A 16708-nucleotide genomic window follows, 5' to 3' on the forward strand; every position below is an offset into this window, starting at 1 on the left:
GTTATTTCCTATTCTATTCTATCATAGGTCGCTATTTGCGACACTATTATTGCATCGCACAACACGGCAATCAGTGCAGGGAGAGCCGGTACCATGGTTACGACGGAAGAGGCCATCATGAACAGCAGCGCGACGCGTTATGTCTATCGTTTCGGCGGCGGCGTCGATGATGGCGGGCAGGGCGACCGGAACCTGCTGGGTGGCAAGGGCGCCAATTTGGACGGCATGGCCGCGATCGGCCTGCCGGTGCCGCCGGGCTTCACCATCACCACGGAAATGTGCACCCGCTATTATGTCGATGGCGGCCAATATCCTGAAAGCCTGAACGCCGAAGTCGCCAACGGCATCGCCCATATCGAGGGGATCACCGGCAAAAAGTTCGGCGACGCTGCCGATCCGTTGCTGGTATCGGTCCGTTCGGGCGCGCGCGCGTCGATGCCGGGCATGATGGACACGGTTCTGAACCTCGGCCTCAACGACGAAACCGTGGTCGGTCTGGCCAACACCTCGGGCGACGAGCGGTTCGCCTGGGACAGCTATCGTCGCTTCATCCAGATGTATTCGGACGTCGTGCTGGAACTGGACCATGGCGCGTTCGAGGAAGCGCTCGAAATCGCCAAGGAAGATAATGGCTATACGCTCGACACCGAGTTGACCGCCGACGACTGGAAGGCGCTGGTCGCCGAATATAAGGCGCTGGTGCAGAAGCTGTGGAACAAGCCCTTCCCGCAGGATGTGCATGACCAGCTGTGGGGCGCGATCTCGGCCGTGTTCGGCTCCTGGCAGTCGGAGCGCGCGAAGGTCTATCGCCGCCTGAACAACATCCCCGGCGAATGGGGCACCGCCGTCAATGTGCAGGCGATGGTGTTCGGCAATATGGGCGAAACATCGGCCACTGGCGTCGCCTTCACCCGCGACCCGTCGACCGGCGAAAACGCCTATTATGGCGAATATCTGATCAATGCGCAGGGTGAGGACGTCGTCGCCGGCATCCGCACCCCGCAATATCTGACCAAGGCCGCGCGCGAGCGGGCAGGGGCCAAGCCGCTGTCGATGGAAGAGGCGATGCCGGAAACCTATGCCGAACTGGCGAAGGTGTTCGAAATCCTCGAAACCCATTATCGCGACATGCAGGACATCGAATTCACGGTGCAGCAGGGCAAGCTGTGGATGCTGCAAACCCGTTCGGGCAAGCGCACCGCCAAGGCCGCGCTGAAGATGGCCGTGGACATGGCATCGGAAGGCCTCATCACCGAAGAGGAAGCCGTCGCCCGCGTCGATCCCGCCGCGCTCGACCAGTTGCTCCACCCGACGCTCGATCCCAGCGCGCCGCGCGACGTGCTGACCAAGGGCCTGCCAGCTTCGCCGGGCGCGGCATCGGGCCTGATCGTGTTCGACGCCGACACCGCCGAACGTCGTAACGAGCTGGGTGACGCGGTCATTCTGGTGCGCGTCGAAACCAGCCCGGAAGATATTCACGGCATGCACGCGGCCAAGGGCATCCTGACCGCGCGTGGCGGCATGACCAGCCACGCTGCCGTGGTGGCGCGCGGCATGGGCCGCCCCTGCGTGTCCGGCGCGGGTGGCCTGTCGATCGACAATGCCAACAAGATTTTGAAGATCGGTGGCCGCGAGTTGAAGGAAGGGGATATCCTGACCATCGACGGGTCGACCGGTGAAGTCATGGCCGGCGAAGTGCCGACCGTGCAGCCCGAACTGGCCGGCGATTTCGGCACGCTGATGGTGTGGGCCGACAAGGTCCGTCGCCTGAAGGTGCGCGCCAATGCCGAAACGCCGCAGGACTGCAAGGTGGCGCGGGAGTTCGGCGCGGAAGGCGTGGGCCTGTGCCGGACCGAACATATGTTCTTCGACGCGGCGCGCATCACCGCCGTCCGTGAAATGATCCTGGCCGACAGCGAGAAGGGGCGCCGCACCGCGCTCGACAAGCTGCTGCCGGAACAGCGGGACGATTTCGCGCAGATATTCATGGTGATGGCCGGCCTGCCGGTCACCATCCGCCTGCTCGATCCGCCGCTGCACGAATTCCTGCCGCACGGCGAAGCGGAGTTCGAGGAAGTGGCCAAGGCCGCTGGCGTGGGCGTGGAAGCGCTCAAGCGTCGTGCCGCCGAACTGCATGAGTTCAACCCGATGCTGGGGCATCGCGGTTGCCGCCTGGGCGTGACCTATCCCGAAATCTACGAGATGCAGGCGCGTGCGATCTTCGAAGCGGCGCTGATCGTCAAGCAGCGCAGCGGTGATGCGCCGATCCCGGAGATCATGATCCCGCTGGTCGCGACCAAGAAGGAGCTGGAACTGATGAAGGCGATCGTCGATCGCGTCGCAGCCGAAGTGTTCGAAGAGCAGGGCAGCAGCGTCGATTATCTGGTCGGCACCATGATCGAACTGCCGCGCGCGGCGCTGAAGGCTGGCGAGATCGCCGAAGTGGGTGAATTTTTCTCCTTCGGCACCAACGACCTGACCCAGACGACGATCGGCATCAGCCGCGACGATGCTGGCCGCTTCCTGACGCAATATGTGGACAAGGGCATCTTCGCCCGCGATCCCTTCGTCAGCATCGATGTGGAGGGCGTGGGCGAGTTGATCCAGCTCGCCGCCGAACGGGGTCGCAAGACCCGCTCCGGCATCAAGCTGGGCATTTGCGGCGAACATGGCGGCGACCCGGCATCGATCGCCTTCTGCGAGCAGACCGGTCTCGATTATGTATCGGCATCGCCCTATCGCGTGCCGATTGCCCGCCTCGCGGCGGCGCAGGCGGCGCTGGCGAAGAAGTGAGATAAGGAAAAGGGCGGGGCATCAACCCCGCCCTTTCTCTTTGTGGCAATGCCTGTTCAGCCGAACAGGCCGCGCTTGTGGCCGGTGGCCAGATCCTGCGCCTGCTGGCGCCAGTTTTCATGACTGATCGTACCGGGCTGTAGGCCGAGCCGCGCCTCCAGCGCACCTTCCTGCTCGCTATTGAGCGCCGCAATCTGGCCGTAGCGATGATAGCCCGCCTCGTTCAGCGCCACTTCCTGCGCTTCGCTGATGCCACTGATCCTGCTCAGATCGTCGCGGCCATGCACCGCGCCGGCTACCGCCGTTGCCGTGCCAGCCCCGATCGGCCCGGCCGATTGCCGCTCCAGTTCCGCGATCCGGCTGTTGGCGGCCTCAATACGGGTATCGCGGTCCTTGATCGCCTGTCGGTGGGCGATCTGTTCGTCGCGCCACAGCCGCCGATATTTGCCGCGACCGCTCATCATCAGGCCAAAAAGCCAGCCGATGACCAGCGCGATAAGCAGCAGCGCAAGCTCGTTCAGATTGAAGCTCATCATGGCATCCTCCTGCCTGCACCAACGAAAAACGGGCGCGAAAAGTTGCCCGGCCATAAAAGTGCAAGAAAGAGAAAAAAGGGGCTTGCTCAATCCGCTAAGCGCTTCTATCTGCGCCTCTCCAACGCACCCGTAGCTCAGCTGGATAGAGCATCAGACTACGAATCTGAGGGTCGGACGTTCGAATCGTTCCGGGTGCACCATTGGAAACATTGTGACAGGTAAGGGCTTTAAGCCTTTGCCTTTGCAGAAAAAAGTGCACCCGTAGCTCAGCTGGATAGAGCATCAGACTACGAATTTGAGGGTCGGACGTTCGAATCGTTCCGGGTGCACCATTCTCCCTTTCGAAGGCGGAAAAATCAGGCGGCGAGAGCCGCCTTTTTCTTTGCCCTCACCCCGTCGCCAGCGCGACCATGGCATCGATATCGACATGCGTTTCGAGCAGCGCGGCAATCTCGTCCAGCGCATCCTCGACCGACCTGTCATAGTCTACACCCGCCGACTCCCCGCCCAGCCGCCGCAACAACGCATCGCGCAACTCGGTGCTGCCCAGCAGGCCATGGACATAGCTGCCCATTACACGTCCATCCCGGCTGACCGCCCCGTCCGGCCGTGCGCCATCCAGCAGCGCGAAGGGGCGATCGCAATCCGGGCCGGCGGTGACACCCATATGCATTTCATAGCCGCCAAAATCGGCATCCAGCGCGCGGCCTCGCACCTGCTCCAGCGTCTTGCCTTCGGACAGGCGGGTTTCGACGTCTAGCAGGCCGAGGCCCGCAACCGATCCGGCCGGTCCCTCCAGTCCATCGGGGTCGGCGATCGTCTGCCCCAGCATCTGATAGCCGCCGCACAGGCCCAGCACGGCTCCGCCGCGCCGGTGGTGGGCACGGATGTCGATATCCCAGCCCTGCGCCACCAGCGCGCGCATGTCGGCGATCGTCGCCTTCGATCCCGGCAGGATCACCAGCGCGGCGTCGCCGGGCAGGGGCCGGCCGGGGCCGATCATGCGCAGGTCGATGCCCGGTTCGAGCTTGAGCGGGTCGAGATCGTCGAAATTGGAAATGCGCGGCAGGACCGGGCAAGCCACGACCAACGGCGCAGCCGCGGAGGAACTGCGCCGCTCCAGCACGACCGCATCCTCGCTCGGCAGGCGGGCGACGGCGTTCAGCCAAGGCACCACGCCAAAGCCGCGCCAGCCCGACAGCGCTTCGATCTGGCGGTAGCCATCCTCGAACAGGGCCGGATCGCCCCGAAATTTGTTGATGAGGAAACCGCGGATCATCGCGGCATCGTCGGGATCGATCACCGTGCGGGTGCCGACAACGGCCGCGATCACGCCGCCCCGGTCGATATCGCCGACCAGTATCACCGGCACGTTGGCGGCGCGGGCAAAGCCCATATTGGCGATGTCCCCGACGCGCAGGTTGATTTCGGCGGGCGATCCCGCGCCTTCGACCACGACGATGTCGCACTGGTCGCGCAACCGCTCATAGCTTTCCAGAACGGAGCCCAGCAGTTCACCGCGCGCGCTGCGGAAATTGCCCGACCCCAGCGCGCCACGTACATGGCCATGCACGATCAGTTGGGATGTGCGGTCGGCCTGGGGCTTCAGCAGCACCGGGTTCATGTCCGTGTGCGGCGCCACGCCACAGGCGATCGCCTGCAACGCCTGCGCCCGGCCGATCTCGCCTCCATTCTCAGTGACGGCGGCATTGTTCGACATATTTTGCGGCTTGAACGGGCGGACCTCATAGCCCCGGCGCCTGAGCGCGCGGCATAGCCCCGCCACCAGCACCGATTTGCCGACGTCCGATCCGGTTCCCTGCAACATGATAACGCCCATGGATCGCTCCTGAAGGCGGAGCGGCACGATAGCAAGAGGATCAGGCGACGATCGCCGCCATGCCGCAGCGGCGTTGATGCACGCGCACCTCGGCCGCGCCGACCCGGACGCCCAACGTAGCGGTGACGCTGTTGATGATGCCGTCCAGCAATGGCGCAGTGGTGCCCAGCACGGTGCCGACCAACGGGCTGAGCGGACTGTTGCTGACGGTCAGGCCCAGCAGCGACACCTGAACCTGCGTCTGCCCGGCGAGGCTGGCGGCAATGCCCTGGGTCAGATCCTGCGTGCTGACGGTCTTGGCCTGCTGCGCGCTGATTTCGGCGGGAGAGAAATGGACATTATGGGTCTGGGTCCCGCCCAGACTGATATTGGCGTAGCCGGTAACGCGCGTCCCCAAAGTCTGCGCGAGCAACGCGGCGCGCGGGTTGGCGGGGACGGAGAAGTTGGTGAGGGCATTCATGTCGACATCGCCCAGCGCGGCGGTGCCGACCGATGGCGTGACGGCTAGCGTGACGCCGCCATTTTCGCCGCACTGGATATCGGACAGGCGGGCCTCTGCCGCTGCCAGTTCGACATAGAGGGGGATACGCACCGACGCGATGCCCGACAGAGCTGTGGCAACGGAGCTTTCCAGATAGAGGCGCGTCTGGGCTGTTCGCAGCACGATGTCACGCTTGGCGGTGACGCTCATCAATGGCGATCGGGTCTGGCCTTCGCCTGTCACCAGCATCAGCCTGGTGCTGCTGAGGCCGGGGACGGTAACATGGAGATCCATGGGGATGGTGGTGCCCGAAGGCGGGCTGAGTACCATGCGCAGCATCGAGAAGGCATCGAGCAGAATATTGGGCTGTCCGCTGGCATTGGCGGCGCCGCGCATCGGGCCGAGATCGATGATGTCGCTGAGCCGCACCGAGCGGCCCGGTATTCGCCCCGCCAACGCCAGAAGCGTATTGGCGGCGGCATTGTTGCCAGCACTGTCGGCCATTGCACCGAGCAGGTCTGATAGCGGTATCTCCCGGTCGAACAGCGCGCCATAAGCCTCGCCATCCCGCCCGGTCCGCACCCGCAGCGCGTCGGCGACGCGCAGCAGGTCGAGATTGGCGCTGACCAGACCATTATAGTCCATCACCGACAGGTTGAGTTCTGTCCCCGCCAGTTTGGATAGCAGCATGTTGGGCAGGCCACCGCTGAGCGAGGCCAGGCCGGTGCCGAGCGAGAAGGCCGCAGCATCGGTGCGCGCTGCTGTGGCACGGGCGCTGAGGTCTATGCCGTCGCGCCCGACCAGCAGGCGACCGAAGAAGAGGGGAGCACGGCGGCGCAGTTCTACCCGCATGGCGCCCCCGGCCGCATCGCCGGAACGAAACCGTTGCTCCACCGGCAGGGACGGATCGGCGGCGTAGCTGCCCGTGTCGAGCGCCGCCAGGGCGACACCGCCGACACCGCTCTGGCCGATCAGTTGCTCAGCCGCGGAGCGCCCGCCGTCGGCGGCGGCAAGCGCGGCTGCATCCGCCACGCCCTGCAGTTCGCGGCGGGCAAGATAGACCGACCCCAGATCGACGGCGACGGTCGCAGCCCCCGCCAGCATGAACAGGGAACCGGCAAGGATGAGGGTGACGCCCCCTCGCCGATCCCGTGCCAGTGCCCGAAGGTGCGACGGGCACATCATTGGCTGGAAATCCGCACGACGGCGCTGCGTTCCAGCGTGCCGCCGGGCAGGGGAACCGGGATGGCCGCGAACAGCGGGGCATTGGCCAGATTGTAGCGCAGCGTTACGGTATAATAGCCGCTATTCTCTCCGGTCGTAACGCCGATCGTCTGTGCGGCGGGTGCGGGGAAGGCCGGGCGGGCAGCCACGACGCTCTGATCCACCAGGCTGCGGCGCTCGGTCGTGCTCAGCCCGGCCACCGATGCACGGGCGGCGTCATTGGCCGCCTGTTGCAGGCTGTGCGCGGTCATGAACCAGCTACCATAGGCCAATATGCCCATCAGCAGCAGGATCAGTAGCGGCAGGGCAAAGGCCGCCTCGATGAGGCTGCTGCCAGCCTGATGGCGGATGAGCCGGATCAGCAGCCGGCACGAGCGGGCAGGGATGCTTGCGTAGGACATGAAGGCGATAATGGCCCTCGCTGTTCAAGATCGAGTTTGCCGGAAGCGCTTCGGATTTGACGGGTTTTATGTAGGCCTGGATGTCGATATCGGGGCGGGAAGCAGCGGTTTCGCGCAAAGATTGCACAGGCGCGCCGCATTCCATCCGTTCCGGACGTTGTTGACGGCAAATCAGGGCGTGGCGAGCGGCGTGATGACGATGACGGCGCCCTCCGTGCCGTAAATGCCATGCAGGCGCGCGATGGCGGCATCGACTGGCGCGAGCGCGCCGCCATTGGTCAGCAACTGGGTGGCGAAGCGCATGTCGCCTTCCCCGCGCAGCACCCGTTCCAGCCGTTCGCGGAAGGCAGGACGGGCGGGCAGTTCGACCAGGTCGGCCACTGGCACATCCGCCAGACGATCTGCGCCAAGGCCGACCATGGCGCAGAAGCTGTCGTTCACCACATCGATGAAGCCGCGCATCGACACGCGGACATAGCCGACGCCGCCATGCACGCCCATGGCCTTCAGGATCGCGGATTTGACGTCGGCGAGCCGGTGGCGCTGCATGTCGGCGGTAATGTCCCGCAGCAGCAGCGCCACGCCGCCGGCAAAGGGAAAGGTCTGGACATGGAGCCAGACATCATCGCGGAAGGGCGAGGGGATATCGGCCGCGCTGGCCTCCCCGGAGGACAGGCTGTGGCGGATATGCGCTTCGGTCAGGGTGCCGGCCAGTTCGGGGAAGGCATCCCACAGCGTCTGCCCCTCCAGATGCCGGTCCCAGCGCTTGGCCATGGCCAGAGCGACGCCGTTGACATAATCGATGCTGAGGTCCGGCCCGCACAGCACCAGACCCTGATGGATGCGCGCCGCCAGTTCGAAGGTACGGTCGGGCGCGGGCGCCTCCTCGTCCCCTATCGCCATCGTCCGGAACCGATCCAACCCCATGAAGACATGGGTTTCGCGGCCATGATGCGTCACCATCACCGGTTCGCGCGATCCGACCTCCCGCCAATGGGCGAAGTTACGCACCAGTTCGGCTGCGGGCACGCTGCGCCTGCGACGATCATCGAGCATGTGACTGTCCCTCCCTTGCCATGAATGGAGGGCAGGATAAGCGAGACTACGATGATCGGATTGTCCAGTTCGATCCGTTATGGAAGAAGGCGGCGCTTAGAGCAGTTCCCGCTCGGCTGCTCCAAGTTTTTTGTTCGCAGCGTTTTAGCTGCGCTGGCCTTACGGCTCCGAGTCAGCAGGTGATTCCACCTGCTTGGAAAACGCTCTAAAGGCCGCGCTGATAGTCCAGCGCGTCGAGGATCTTGCCGCCGGCCATGAAGACGGCACCCGAACAGGCGAGCGCCAGCAGATGACCGCCCGTGCCGGGATATTGCTGCATATAGACATGGCCGCGCTCGGCCGCGCCCAGCGCCAGCGCATAGATGACCAGGAACGCCTCGAACTTGGTCTTGATGATGAAGAGGCTCTTGATCCGTTCCATGTCATCCCATCCGGCTTGCCCCGCCGTCAGAGAGACAAGTCGCCCGACAGCTGCAAATGGTCAACAAGAGTTAACCATGATTGTTCGATGCGGGCAATCAGCCGTGTGTCGCTCAAATCCTGGGGTTCGATCGATTCTGGCCAATATTGGGACACGATCTGCGCAATATCATCCAGCCGTGCCTCATCCACTAGAAAGCGCGGATCGATGTCGGCCGGATCGGCGACGACGCGCAGGCGCAGGCAGGCCGGGCCACCGCCATTCGCCATGGATTGCCGCACATCGACCGGCACCAATCGGCGGATCGGCCCATTACCGGCGATCATCTGCTCCAGCCAATGCCAGACCGATGGCGTCTCCTGCGCTTCGGTCGGCAGGATCAGCGCCATGCCGCCGCCATCAGGCAGGGTGACGAGCTGCGCGTTGAACAGATAGGATTTGATGGCATCGGTCAGGCTCACGGCGCTGGCCGGCACCTCGACAATCTCGACGCAGGGCAGGACGGCGCGCAAGGCAGCGTAGAAGGCTGCCTTGTCGGCGAAAGCCTGTTCATGGGTGAAGAGCACATGTTCGTTCGCCACGGCGACGACGTCATTATGGAAGGCGCCGGCCGCGATCGCTGCTTCGGACTGTTCCACGAACAGGGTGCGATCGGGATCGAGGCCATGGTTGCGGGCGATCGCCTTGCTAGCCTCGACATGCTGGCGCGCCGGGAAGGCACCGCCTGCGCGGCCGTAGACGAACACTTCCACGCCGGCCTCGCCATGGCTCTGCGCCAGCCGCATGTGGTTGGCCGCACCTTCGTCACCGAAAGGAGCCGGGATCGGATCATGCACGGCAAAGGTACGGCTGTCGGAAAAGGCGATGCGCAACTGGGCCAGCGTCTGTGGCCATTCATGACTGCGATGCGGCATGGTGACGAGATTGGCGACGGTCAGGTGGGTCCGCCCGTCCGCCGTGTCGCTGGCCGGAGAGATGGTTGCGGCATTGGCGGCCCACATGGAGGAAGCGGACATGGCCGCCGCGCGGATATGCGGCTCGGCATTGCCGACGTCCGTGCCCAGCTTCGACAGCCAGGCGACGTCGGGGCGCCATTGCGGCAGGAAAATCCCCTGGGTGAGGCCGAGGCGGATATTGCCGCGCATCTTCTCCAGCCCTTGCAGCGCTGCCGCGCGCGGGTGCGATACAGCGCCGGCATTGCGCGCGGAGGCGAGGTTGCCGAGGCTGAGGCCGGCATAATTGTGGCTGGGACCGATGATCCCGTCGAAATTGATTTCCCTGACGCTCATGCCCGCCCCGCCATGGTGAAGGAACCGCCGATTTCGAGGCCGAGCCGCGCTGCGCTGGAGGCGTCGAGCGATACGCCGCCCTTGTCTTCCTGCTGCACGAAGCCCCAGGTGCAGCGATAATCGGCCAGCCGGCCGGTCGCGATCAGCATCTTCTCCCCGCCCTTGTCGTGGGTGGCGGACAGAGTGACATCGCGCGCGCCGGCGATGGTGCGTAACTGGTCGATCTGTCCCACCATGGTCGGGCCGCCGTCGAAAATGTCGACATAGCCGGCATTGTCGAAGCCCTCCGTCTCCAGCATGCGCATCGCCGCGCGGCCATTGGGATGGGGCAGGCCGATGACGGCGCGGGCGCTGTCGGTCAGCATGGCGGTGTAGATCGGCGTCTTGGGCATCAGGTCGGCGATGAACTGGTTGCCGTTCACGGCATTGAATTCGTCCGCTTCCTGGAAATTCATGCCGAAGAAGCGGCCGGCAAGGCCATCCCAGAAGGGCGATCCGCCCGCTTCGTCGATCACTCCGCGCAATTCAGCCAGCACCTTGTCGCCGAAACGGCTGCGATGGGCGCGGATATAGAGATAGCGGCTGCGCGCCAGCAGGAGGCCCAGCCCCTCGGCGCGTTCGCGCGGGTGCAGGAACAGGCCGCCGACTTCCGCCGATCCTTCCAGATCGGTGGTGAGCGAGAGCATCTGCGCGCGGAAGGTGCGGCCCAGTTCCCGGCTATGCTGGGTCAGCACGCCCAGGCGATAGCTGTAGAAGGGCCAGCTTTGCCCAACGGTCGAGAAAATCTGGCAAGTGCCGCGCACCTGCCCCGTCTCGACATTTTCCAGCACCATGACGATCAGTTCGTCCTCGATGCCGTCGCCTTCGCGCGCCAATGCCTTTTCAGTACGCTCAAGTTTGGCCGCCAGCGCCTTGCGGTCGGGCGGCAGGTTAGTGAAGCCGCCGCCAGTCAGCTTGGCCATTTCATAGAGCGTTTGCAGATCGTCCGCGCGCGCGATGCGCATGATGAAGCTCAAGCGGTCATCCCCTCTGTCAGATTATGTCCTGGTATGAATTGCCCCCGCGCGATGCGCCAAAGGGCCAGTGCCGACAATTGCGCCCGTTCGGGCAGGCTGTCGGCCAGCAGAAATTCGGCGTCGCTATGGATGCTGCCGCCACGTACGCCCATGGTGTCGACAACCGGCACCCCGCAGGCGGCGATGTTGTTGCCGTCGCACACGCCGCCGGTATCGCGCCAGCCAATGCTCAGGCCGAGATCCGCGCCGCACTGGCGGACCAGTCCGAACAAGGCCTGGGCCTTGGCATCCATGGGCTTGGGCGGGCGACCGAAGCCGCCGTGCAGGTGCAGGCTGACGTCATGTTCGCGCGCGACATCGGCCATGGCCCGGTCGATCAGGGCGCGGGCGGCGATCTCGTCGGCAGGCGTTCGGGGACGGAAATTCACCCGCAGGACAGCGTGATCGGGCACGACGTTGTTGGGGCTGCCGCCGTCGATCTTCGCGGGATTGCAGGAGAAGCCGGCGCCGCTGCCCGCCTTCAGGCGGAGCGCCAGATCGGCGGCGGCGAGCAGGGCATTGCGGCCATCGTCGGGATTGCGGCCGGCATGGGCGCTGAGGCCCGTGACGATGATCGAGAAATTGCCGCTGCCCGCCCGCGCGCCGGCGAGGGTGCCGTCCGGCAGGGCGGAGGGTTCGTAGGTGAAGGCGGCGAGCTTGCCGACCGCTGCCGTCCTGAGCAGCGGTGCGGAAGACGCGCTGCCTACTTCCTCGTCGCTGTTGATGATGACGTCATAGCCCAGTGTCGACACGGCTTCCGATCGCTCGATTGCGGCCAATGCTGCCAGCATGACGGCGATCCCGCCCTTCATGTCGGCGACACCGGGGCCGTTCAGGATGCCGGGTTCCAGCCAGCGCTGATCCTGAAAGGGATGGTCGACGGGGAAGACCGTGTCCATATGTCCGGTCAGCAGCAATCGGATCGGGGCGTCTGGACGGACGCTCAGGTGCAAATGCTGGCCATGGGCGATCGGCTGGATGCGGCCATCGGGCGTCACGCTGTCGACCGGCGCGGCGTCGATCAGGCGCAGGTCGCCGGGCAGGATGGAGAAGGCGCCGGCCAGCACATCCGCCATGCGGGCAAGCCCGACCAGATTGCGCGACCCGCTGTTGATCGCCGCCCATGCCTGCGTCTGCGCCAGCATGGGCGCGGCCGCGGCGTGGTCGAGCAATAACCGTTCCTGCGATGAAAAATCCGTCATCTGCTCTGGTCTATCAGAGCGCCGGGCCTCTCTCCACCCCCGCAATAAAATTGCGTGGTTCAGAAATCATAGGTCAGGGTCAGGCGGCTCAGCGTATCCAGGTCGCGCGACGTCAGCAGCGTCTCGGACTCATATTGAATATTGTAGGAAAAGGCTGCGGACCAGCGTGTGCTGACCTTGGTTTCGACCGAGGACAGGGCGTTGAGCGTGTAGACGTCGCTTTCGGCATAGCCCGACGCGGTCTGCTTGAAGGTCAGGGTGGGCGTCGCGCGCCAGGCCAGTGCCATCGATCCACGCGCGCCGATCTTCGTTTCCCGATCGCCGATCAGATATTTGGCGTGTCGGATGGACGGACCGATGTCGACCGACAGATCGACCGGCTTGCTGACGATCAGCTTGTAACCGACGCCGACCGAGGCGGTATAACGTTCGTCATAGCCGATCGAGGTGTCGCGCTCGAACTGGGCCAGACCATAGGCAAAACCGCGTGGGTCGAATTCGTAGCGCGGCTCATAGCCGGCGAAATAGCGTTCGCGTGACGTGACGCCGTTGGCGCGGCGATAATCGGCGGCGGCGGTCAGCTTGTGCGACCATTGCAAGCCGGCGCGGGTCGCCGTGGCCGATGCACTGATGCCGAGTTCGCTGGTGGAACCGGTGGAACGGAAACCGCCGGCCTCGACCCGGCCGGTCCATAATTCGGTGAAGCGCGCCTCGCGAATCACCGTATCATGGGTGGCCTTGGTCCGTTCCTTCCAACTGTTCACCATGCGCTGAATTTCGTCGGCAGAGCCGGGATTGGTCTGCTTGGCGATCTTGGCGACGGTTGCAATATCCGTCTCATTGCCGTTGGCGATCGCCGCTTCCATCATCTCGCGGACGGACGGTGGTAGCAGCGGCGATTCGGCCGCAATGCCAGGCGAAGGCAGGGTTGCGGTCAGCAACGACAGGGGGATCAGGCAGGCACGCATGCGCCCGTCATAGCCATCCGATCGCGAATTTTAACCCCCAAAGCGCCCATCCGGTCAGATAAGCGCCCGGAACTCCTGCAAGATGTCGCGGTAGAGCTTGCGCTTGAACGGCACGATCAGTTCCGGCAGCGTGTCCGGTGCAGCCCAGCGCCATTCGCGGAATTCGGGATGCTTCGTCTGGATATCGATATCGCTATCCTTGCCAACGAAGCGCGCCAGGAACCAAAATTGCCGCTGGCCGCGATATTTGCCGCCCCACAGCTTGCCGATCAGCTCTGTCGGCAGGTCGTAGAAATGCTCATCCTTGGCGGTGGCGATGATTTCCACGAGATTGCTGCGGATGCCGGTTTCCTCCTCCAACTCACGCAGCGCAGCGGTTTTCGCGTCTTCGCCCTCATCAATGCCGCCCTGCGGCATCTGCCAGGCTTCGACGACATTATCGAGCCGCTGGCCGACGAACACCTTGCCATCCATGTTTACGAGCATGATCCCGACGCACGGCCGGTATCCCAGTTCCTGTTCATTCGGCATCGAAGCCATGTTTTCCCCAAAAGAAGTAGTAGCGGCGGCTCTCCGTCCCCTGAAAGGCCGCCCTCGCGCCGTATAGCGGCGTGGAGGCCAGAATAAGCGGGGGGAAGCCCTGCGTCCATTGGCCGAATCACGCGTCTGCCGATTTGCGACGAGACGTTGCGCCCTGGCCAAAGGCAATATGCCCTAACGACCGCTTGGAACCCTGTGCAACGGGGCGCATTGCGCATTCCATGTCTCAGCCCGTCCTGCTCTGGTTCCGCCAGGATCTTCGCCTTTCCGATCAGGCCGCGCTCGCAGCTGCCGTTAGCGAAGGGCCGGTCATACCCGTCTGTGTGCTGGATGATGAAAGTCCGCGCCAATGGGCCATGGGCGGCGCGTCGCGCTGGTGGCTGCACCATAGCCTGACGCGGCTGGACGAAAGCCTGCGGGCCAAGGGATCGCGCCTGATCCTGCGGCGGGGGAAATGCGCCGATGTCCTGGCGGCGCTGGCGAAGGAAGTGGGCGCGTCGCGGGTGCATGCGCTGCATCATTATGAACCCTGGTGGCGCAATGCGGAGAAGGCAGTGGCCAGATCGCTGGACCTGTGCCTGCACGATGGCGGCCTGCTATTGCCGCCGGGCGCAGTGCGGACGGGGACCGGGGGCATGTATCGCATCTACACGCCCTTTGCCCGTGCGGTGATGGAGCATATGCCACCCCCACCGCCGCATCCGGTGCCCCATCATATCGGCGCGCCGACCCACTGGCCCGATAGCGACACACTGGCGGACTGGGCGCTGCTGCCGGAAAAGCCGGACTGGGCGAAAGGGTTCGCCGCGGACTGGGCACCGGGGGAGGATGGCGCGCGGGCCAATGTCGCCAATTTTCTGGATGAAGTCGGCGAATATCCCACCGCCCGCAATTTGCCGTCCGTGGAGGGAACGTCGCGGCTGTCGCCGCATCTCCACTTTGGGGAAGTGTCGCCAGCCTATGTCTGGCATCGTGTCGAAAGCGCAGGGCATGATGCAACGATCTTCCTCAAGGAGTTGATCTGGCGGGATTATGCCCATGTTCAGACCTGCGAATTGCCGACCTATGGTTCGGCCAATGCGCGGGGCGATTTCGATCGGCTGGATTGGCGCGACCTGCGGGAGGCCGGCGCTGACTTCACCGCCTGGAAGACCGGCCGGACCGGCTATCCGATCGTGGATGCCGGCATGCGGCAACTTTGGGCGACAGGGTGGATGCATAACCGCGTGCGCATGATCGCCGCCAGTTTCCTCATCAAGCATCTGCTGATCGACTGGCGCCATGGGGCTCGCTGGTTCTGGGATACGCTGGCCGATGCCGATTATGCGAATAACAGCGTCAATTGGCAGTGGGTTGCAGGCAGCGGTGTCGACGCCAATCTGTTCACCCGGATCATGGCGCCGCTGACCCAGTCGGAGAAATTCGATGCGGCAGGCTATATTCGGGAGTGGGTGCCCGAACTGGCGGACCTGTCCGACGACACCATTCATGATCCCGACGCGCATGATGCGCGCCCGTCCGGATATCCTGCCAAGATCATCGGTCATCGCGAAGGGCGCGAACGGGCGCTGGAGGCTTATCGCCGCAGCAAGGGATGATTGCAGCCGGCGCCGGCTTGCGGCAGGATTGGCGTCATGAATGCAACCGATCCCCGGCGCGGCAGGCGCGCGCTTTCCGTGCGACGTCCGCCGCAGTCGGGCGCGCCGCAATTGTTGTCACGGCTGTTGGCGCCGTTCTTCCATCGGTTGCTCGATCGAATCGATCTGGGACTGGAGCAGGGCGCGCTGGAAGCGGCCCTGCCCGATGGCACCCGCCGGCTGCTGGGTGGCCGGGCACCCGGGCCACAGTGCGTAGTTGATCTACAAAGCTGGCGCGCTCTGATGCGGCTGGCCATTGGCGGATCTGCCGGCTGGTATCGTGCCTGGGCGGCAGGAGAGTGGGATAGTCCCGATCCGGTGCCGCTCTTCGCCCTGTTCATGCGCAACGCGGTGGCGCTTGGACAGGTGGCGCGGCCGCATGGTCCGGGGCGCTGGATCGGCCGGCTGGCGCATTGGGCGCGGCGCAACAGCCGTGCCGGATCGCGCCACAACATCGCCTATCATTATGATCTGGGGAATGACTTCTACAGACTGTGGCTGGACAGAAATATGCATTATTCCAGCGCCCTATTCATCGATCCTAATGATCCACTCGAGAGTTTCGAACGGGCCCAGCGGCGTAAGGTCGATGCGATCCTCGATCGGCTTGACCTGCACGATGGTGGATCGCTGCTGGAAATCGGCTGTGGCTGGGGTGGGCTGGCCGAACAGGCGATGGAGCGCGCGTCCATTCACTATAGCGGCCTGACCCTTTCCACCGAACAGGCCGATTATGCGCGCGACCGGCTGGGATCGGGCGCGCAGATTCTGCTGACAGACTATCGCGACGCGCGGGGGCAATATGACGCCATCGCCAGCGTCGAAATGGTGGAGGCGGTCGGGCAGCGCTACTGGCCGGACTATGTTGCGGCTATCCATCGCCTGCTGAAGCCGGGCGGCAAGGCGGCGATCCAGTATATCCTGATCGACGATGCCATTTTCGACCATTATGCGCGCGGCGCCGATTTCATCCAGACCTATATCTTCCCCGGTGGCATGCTGATGTCGGAAAGCCGCTTTCGCGCGCTGGCGGAGCAGGCCGGACTGGAATGGCAGTCCGTCCATCGCTTCGGTATCGACTATGCCGAAACGCTGCGCCGCTGGCGGGTGCAATTCGACCAGGCTATCGAAGAGGGCCGACTACCTGCCAGTTTCGACCAGCATTTCGTGGCCTTGTGGCGCTATTATCTGATGTACTGCGAAGGTGGCTTTCGCGGCGGCGGCATCGATGTGGCGCAGGTGACGCTGGCCAAACCCGCCTGAAC

The 16708-nt window shown here is 64.3% G+C and carries 14 protein-coding genes and 2 tRNA genes; 5 read left to right on the forward strand and 11 right to left on the reverse strand.

Annotated features, from left to right (window positions below; all coding sequences use genetic code 11):
* Nucleotides 1-93 precede the first annotated feature (93 nt).
* Nucleotides 94-2793: a pyruvate, phosphate dikinase gene (gene ppdK, locus ACNHGR_RS03730; RefSeq protein WP_475284165.1), complete on the forward strand. Its 2700-nt coding sequence runs from the start codon at nucleotides 94-96 to the stop codon at nucleotides 2791-2793.
* 56 nt (nucleotides 2794-2849) lie between these two features.
* Here the strand turns inward: ppdK and ACNHGR_RS03735 are convergent, their stop codons facing one another.
* Nucleotides 2850-3326: a hypothetical protein gene (locus tag ACNHGR_RS03735; protein ID WP_475288313.1), complete on the reverse strand. Its 477-nt coding sequence runs from the start codon at nucleotides 3324-3326 to the stop codon at nucleotides 2850-2852.
* A 126-nt stretch (nucleotides 3327-3452) separates the two neighbouring features.
* Here ACNHGR_RS03735 and ACNHGR_RS03740 point away from each other — a divergent pair.
* Together ACNHGR_RS03740 and ACNHGR_RS03745 are read left to right on the forward strand one after the other, a co-directional pair.
* Nucleotides 3453-3529 (forward strand) — tRNA-Arg (locus ACNHGR_RS03740).
* A gap of 55 nt (nucleotides 3530-3584) precedes the next feature.
* Nucleotides 3585-3661 (forward strand) — tRNA-Arg (locus tag ACNHGR_RS03745).
* 56 nt (nucleotides 3662-3717) lie between these two features.
* On the opposite strand, the gene ACNHGR_RS03750 is transcribed toward ACNHGR_RS03745, so the two are convergent.
* The 10 genes from ACNHGR_RS03750 to ACNHGR_RS03795 form a co-directional block, all read right to left on the reverse strand.
* Nucleotides 3718-5169, reverse strand: coding sequence for a cobyric acid synthase (locus ACNHGR_RS03750; RefSeq protein WP_475284166.1), 1452 nt, complete (start codon nucleotides 5167-5169; stop codon nucleotides 3718-3720).
* A gap of 40 nt (nucleotides 5170-5209) precedes the next feature.
* Nucleotides 5210-6835, reverse strand: a complete 1626-nt coding sequence (locus ACNHGR_RS03755) for a pilus assembly protein TadG-related protein (RefSeq protein ID WP_475284167.1) — start codon at nucleotides 6833-6835, stop codon at nucleotides 5210-5212.
* On the reverse strand, nucleotides 6832-7275 hold the full coding sequence (locus ACNHGR_RS03760; protein ID WP_184264726.1) for a TadE/TadG family type IV pilus assembly protein: 444 nt from the start codon (nucleotides 7273-7275) through the stop codon (nucleotides 6832-6834). The genes ACNHGR_RS03755 and ACNHGR_RS03760 overlap by 4 nt, the downstream gene beginning before the upstream one ends.
* Before the next feature lie 171 nt (nucleotides 7276-7446).
* The gene (locus ACNHGR_RS03765; protein ID WP_475284168.1) at nucleotides 7447-8331 is read right to left on the reverse strand and encodes a PAS domain-containing protein; all 885 of its coding nucleotides are present in this window, start codon (nucleotides 8329-8331) and stop codon (nucleotides 7447-7449) included.
* A 205-nt stretch (nucleotides 8332-8536) separates the two neighbouring features.
* Nucleotides 8537-8752, reverse strand: coding sequence for a hypothetical protein (locus ACNHGR_RS03770; protein WP_184264730.1), 216 nt, complete (start codon nucleotides 8750-8752; stop codon nucleotides 8537-8539).
* A 26-nt stretch (nucleotides 8753-8778) separates the two neighbouring features.
* Nucleotides 8779-10041 (reverse strand): N-succinylarginine dihydrolase, encoded by a 1263-nt coding sequence (locus tag ACNHGR_RS03775; RefSeq protein ID WP_475284169.1) that lies wholly within the window; start codon nucleotides 10039-10041, stop codon nucleotides 8779-8781.
* Nucleotides 10038-11057 (reverse strand): arginine N-succinyltransferase, encoded by a 1020-nt coding sequence (locus tag ACNHGR_RS03780; RefSeq protein ID WP_475284170.1) that lies wholly within the window; start codon nucleotides 11055-11057, stop codon nucleotides 10038-10040. The genes ACNHGR_RS03775 and ACNHGR_RS03780 overlap by 4 nt, the downstream gene beginning before the upstream one ends.
* Nucleotides 11054-12298, reverse strand: a complete 1245-nt coding sequence (locus ACNHGR_RS03785) for a hydrolase (RefSeq protein ID WP_475284171.1) — start codon at nucleotides 12296-12298, stop codon at nucleotides 11054-11056. Before ACNHGR_RS03785 ends, ACNHGR_RS03780 begins: the two co-directional genes overlap by 4 nt.
* Before the next feature lie 59 nt (nucleotides 12299-12357).
* On the reverse strand, nucleotides 12358-13266 hold the full coding sequence (locus tag ACNHGR_RS03790) for a DUF481 domain-containing protein (RefSeq protein ID WP_475284172.1): 909 nt from the start codon (nucleotides 13264-13266) through the stop codon (nucleotides 12358-12360).
* Nucleotides 13267-13320: 54 nt separating this feature from the next.
* On the reverse strand, nucleotides 13321-13806 hold the full coding sequence (locus ACNHGR_RS03795) for an RNA pyrophosphohydrolase (protein WP_184264740.1): 486 nt from the start codon (nucleotides 13804-13806) through the stop codon (nucleotides 13321-13323).
* Nucleotides 13807-14027: 221 nt separating this feature from the next.
* On the opposite strand from ACNHGR_RS03795, the gene ACNHGR_RS03800 reads away from it, so the two are divergent.
* Together ACNHGR_RS03800 and ACNHGR_RS03805 are read left to right on the forward strand one after the other, a co-directional pair.
* Complete coding sequence (locus ACNHGR_RS03800) at nucleotides 14028-15404, forward strand: cryptochrome/photolyase family protein (RefSeq protein WP_475284173.1); 1377 nt, start codon at nucleotides 14028-14030, stop codon at nucleotides 15402-15404.
* Between the two features lie 36 nt (nucleotides 15405-15440).
* Nucleotides 15441-16706 carry a class I SAM-dependent methyltransferase gene (locus tag ACNHGR_RS03805; protein ID WP_475284174.1) on the forward strand — a complete coding sequence of 422 codons (1266 nt, stop codon included), beginning with the start codon at nucleotides 15441-15443 and terminating at the stop codon, nucleotides 16704-16706.
* The last annotated feature ends 2 nt before the right edge of the window (nucleotides 16707-16708 follow it).

Source organism: Sphingobium sp. RS1, assembly GCF_056156825.1.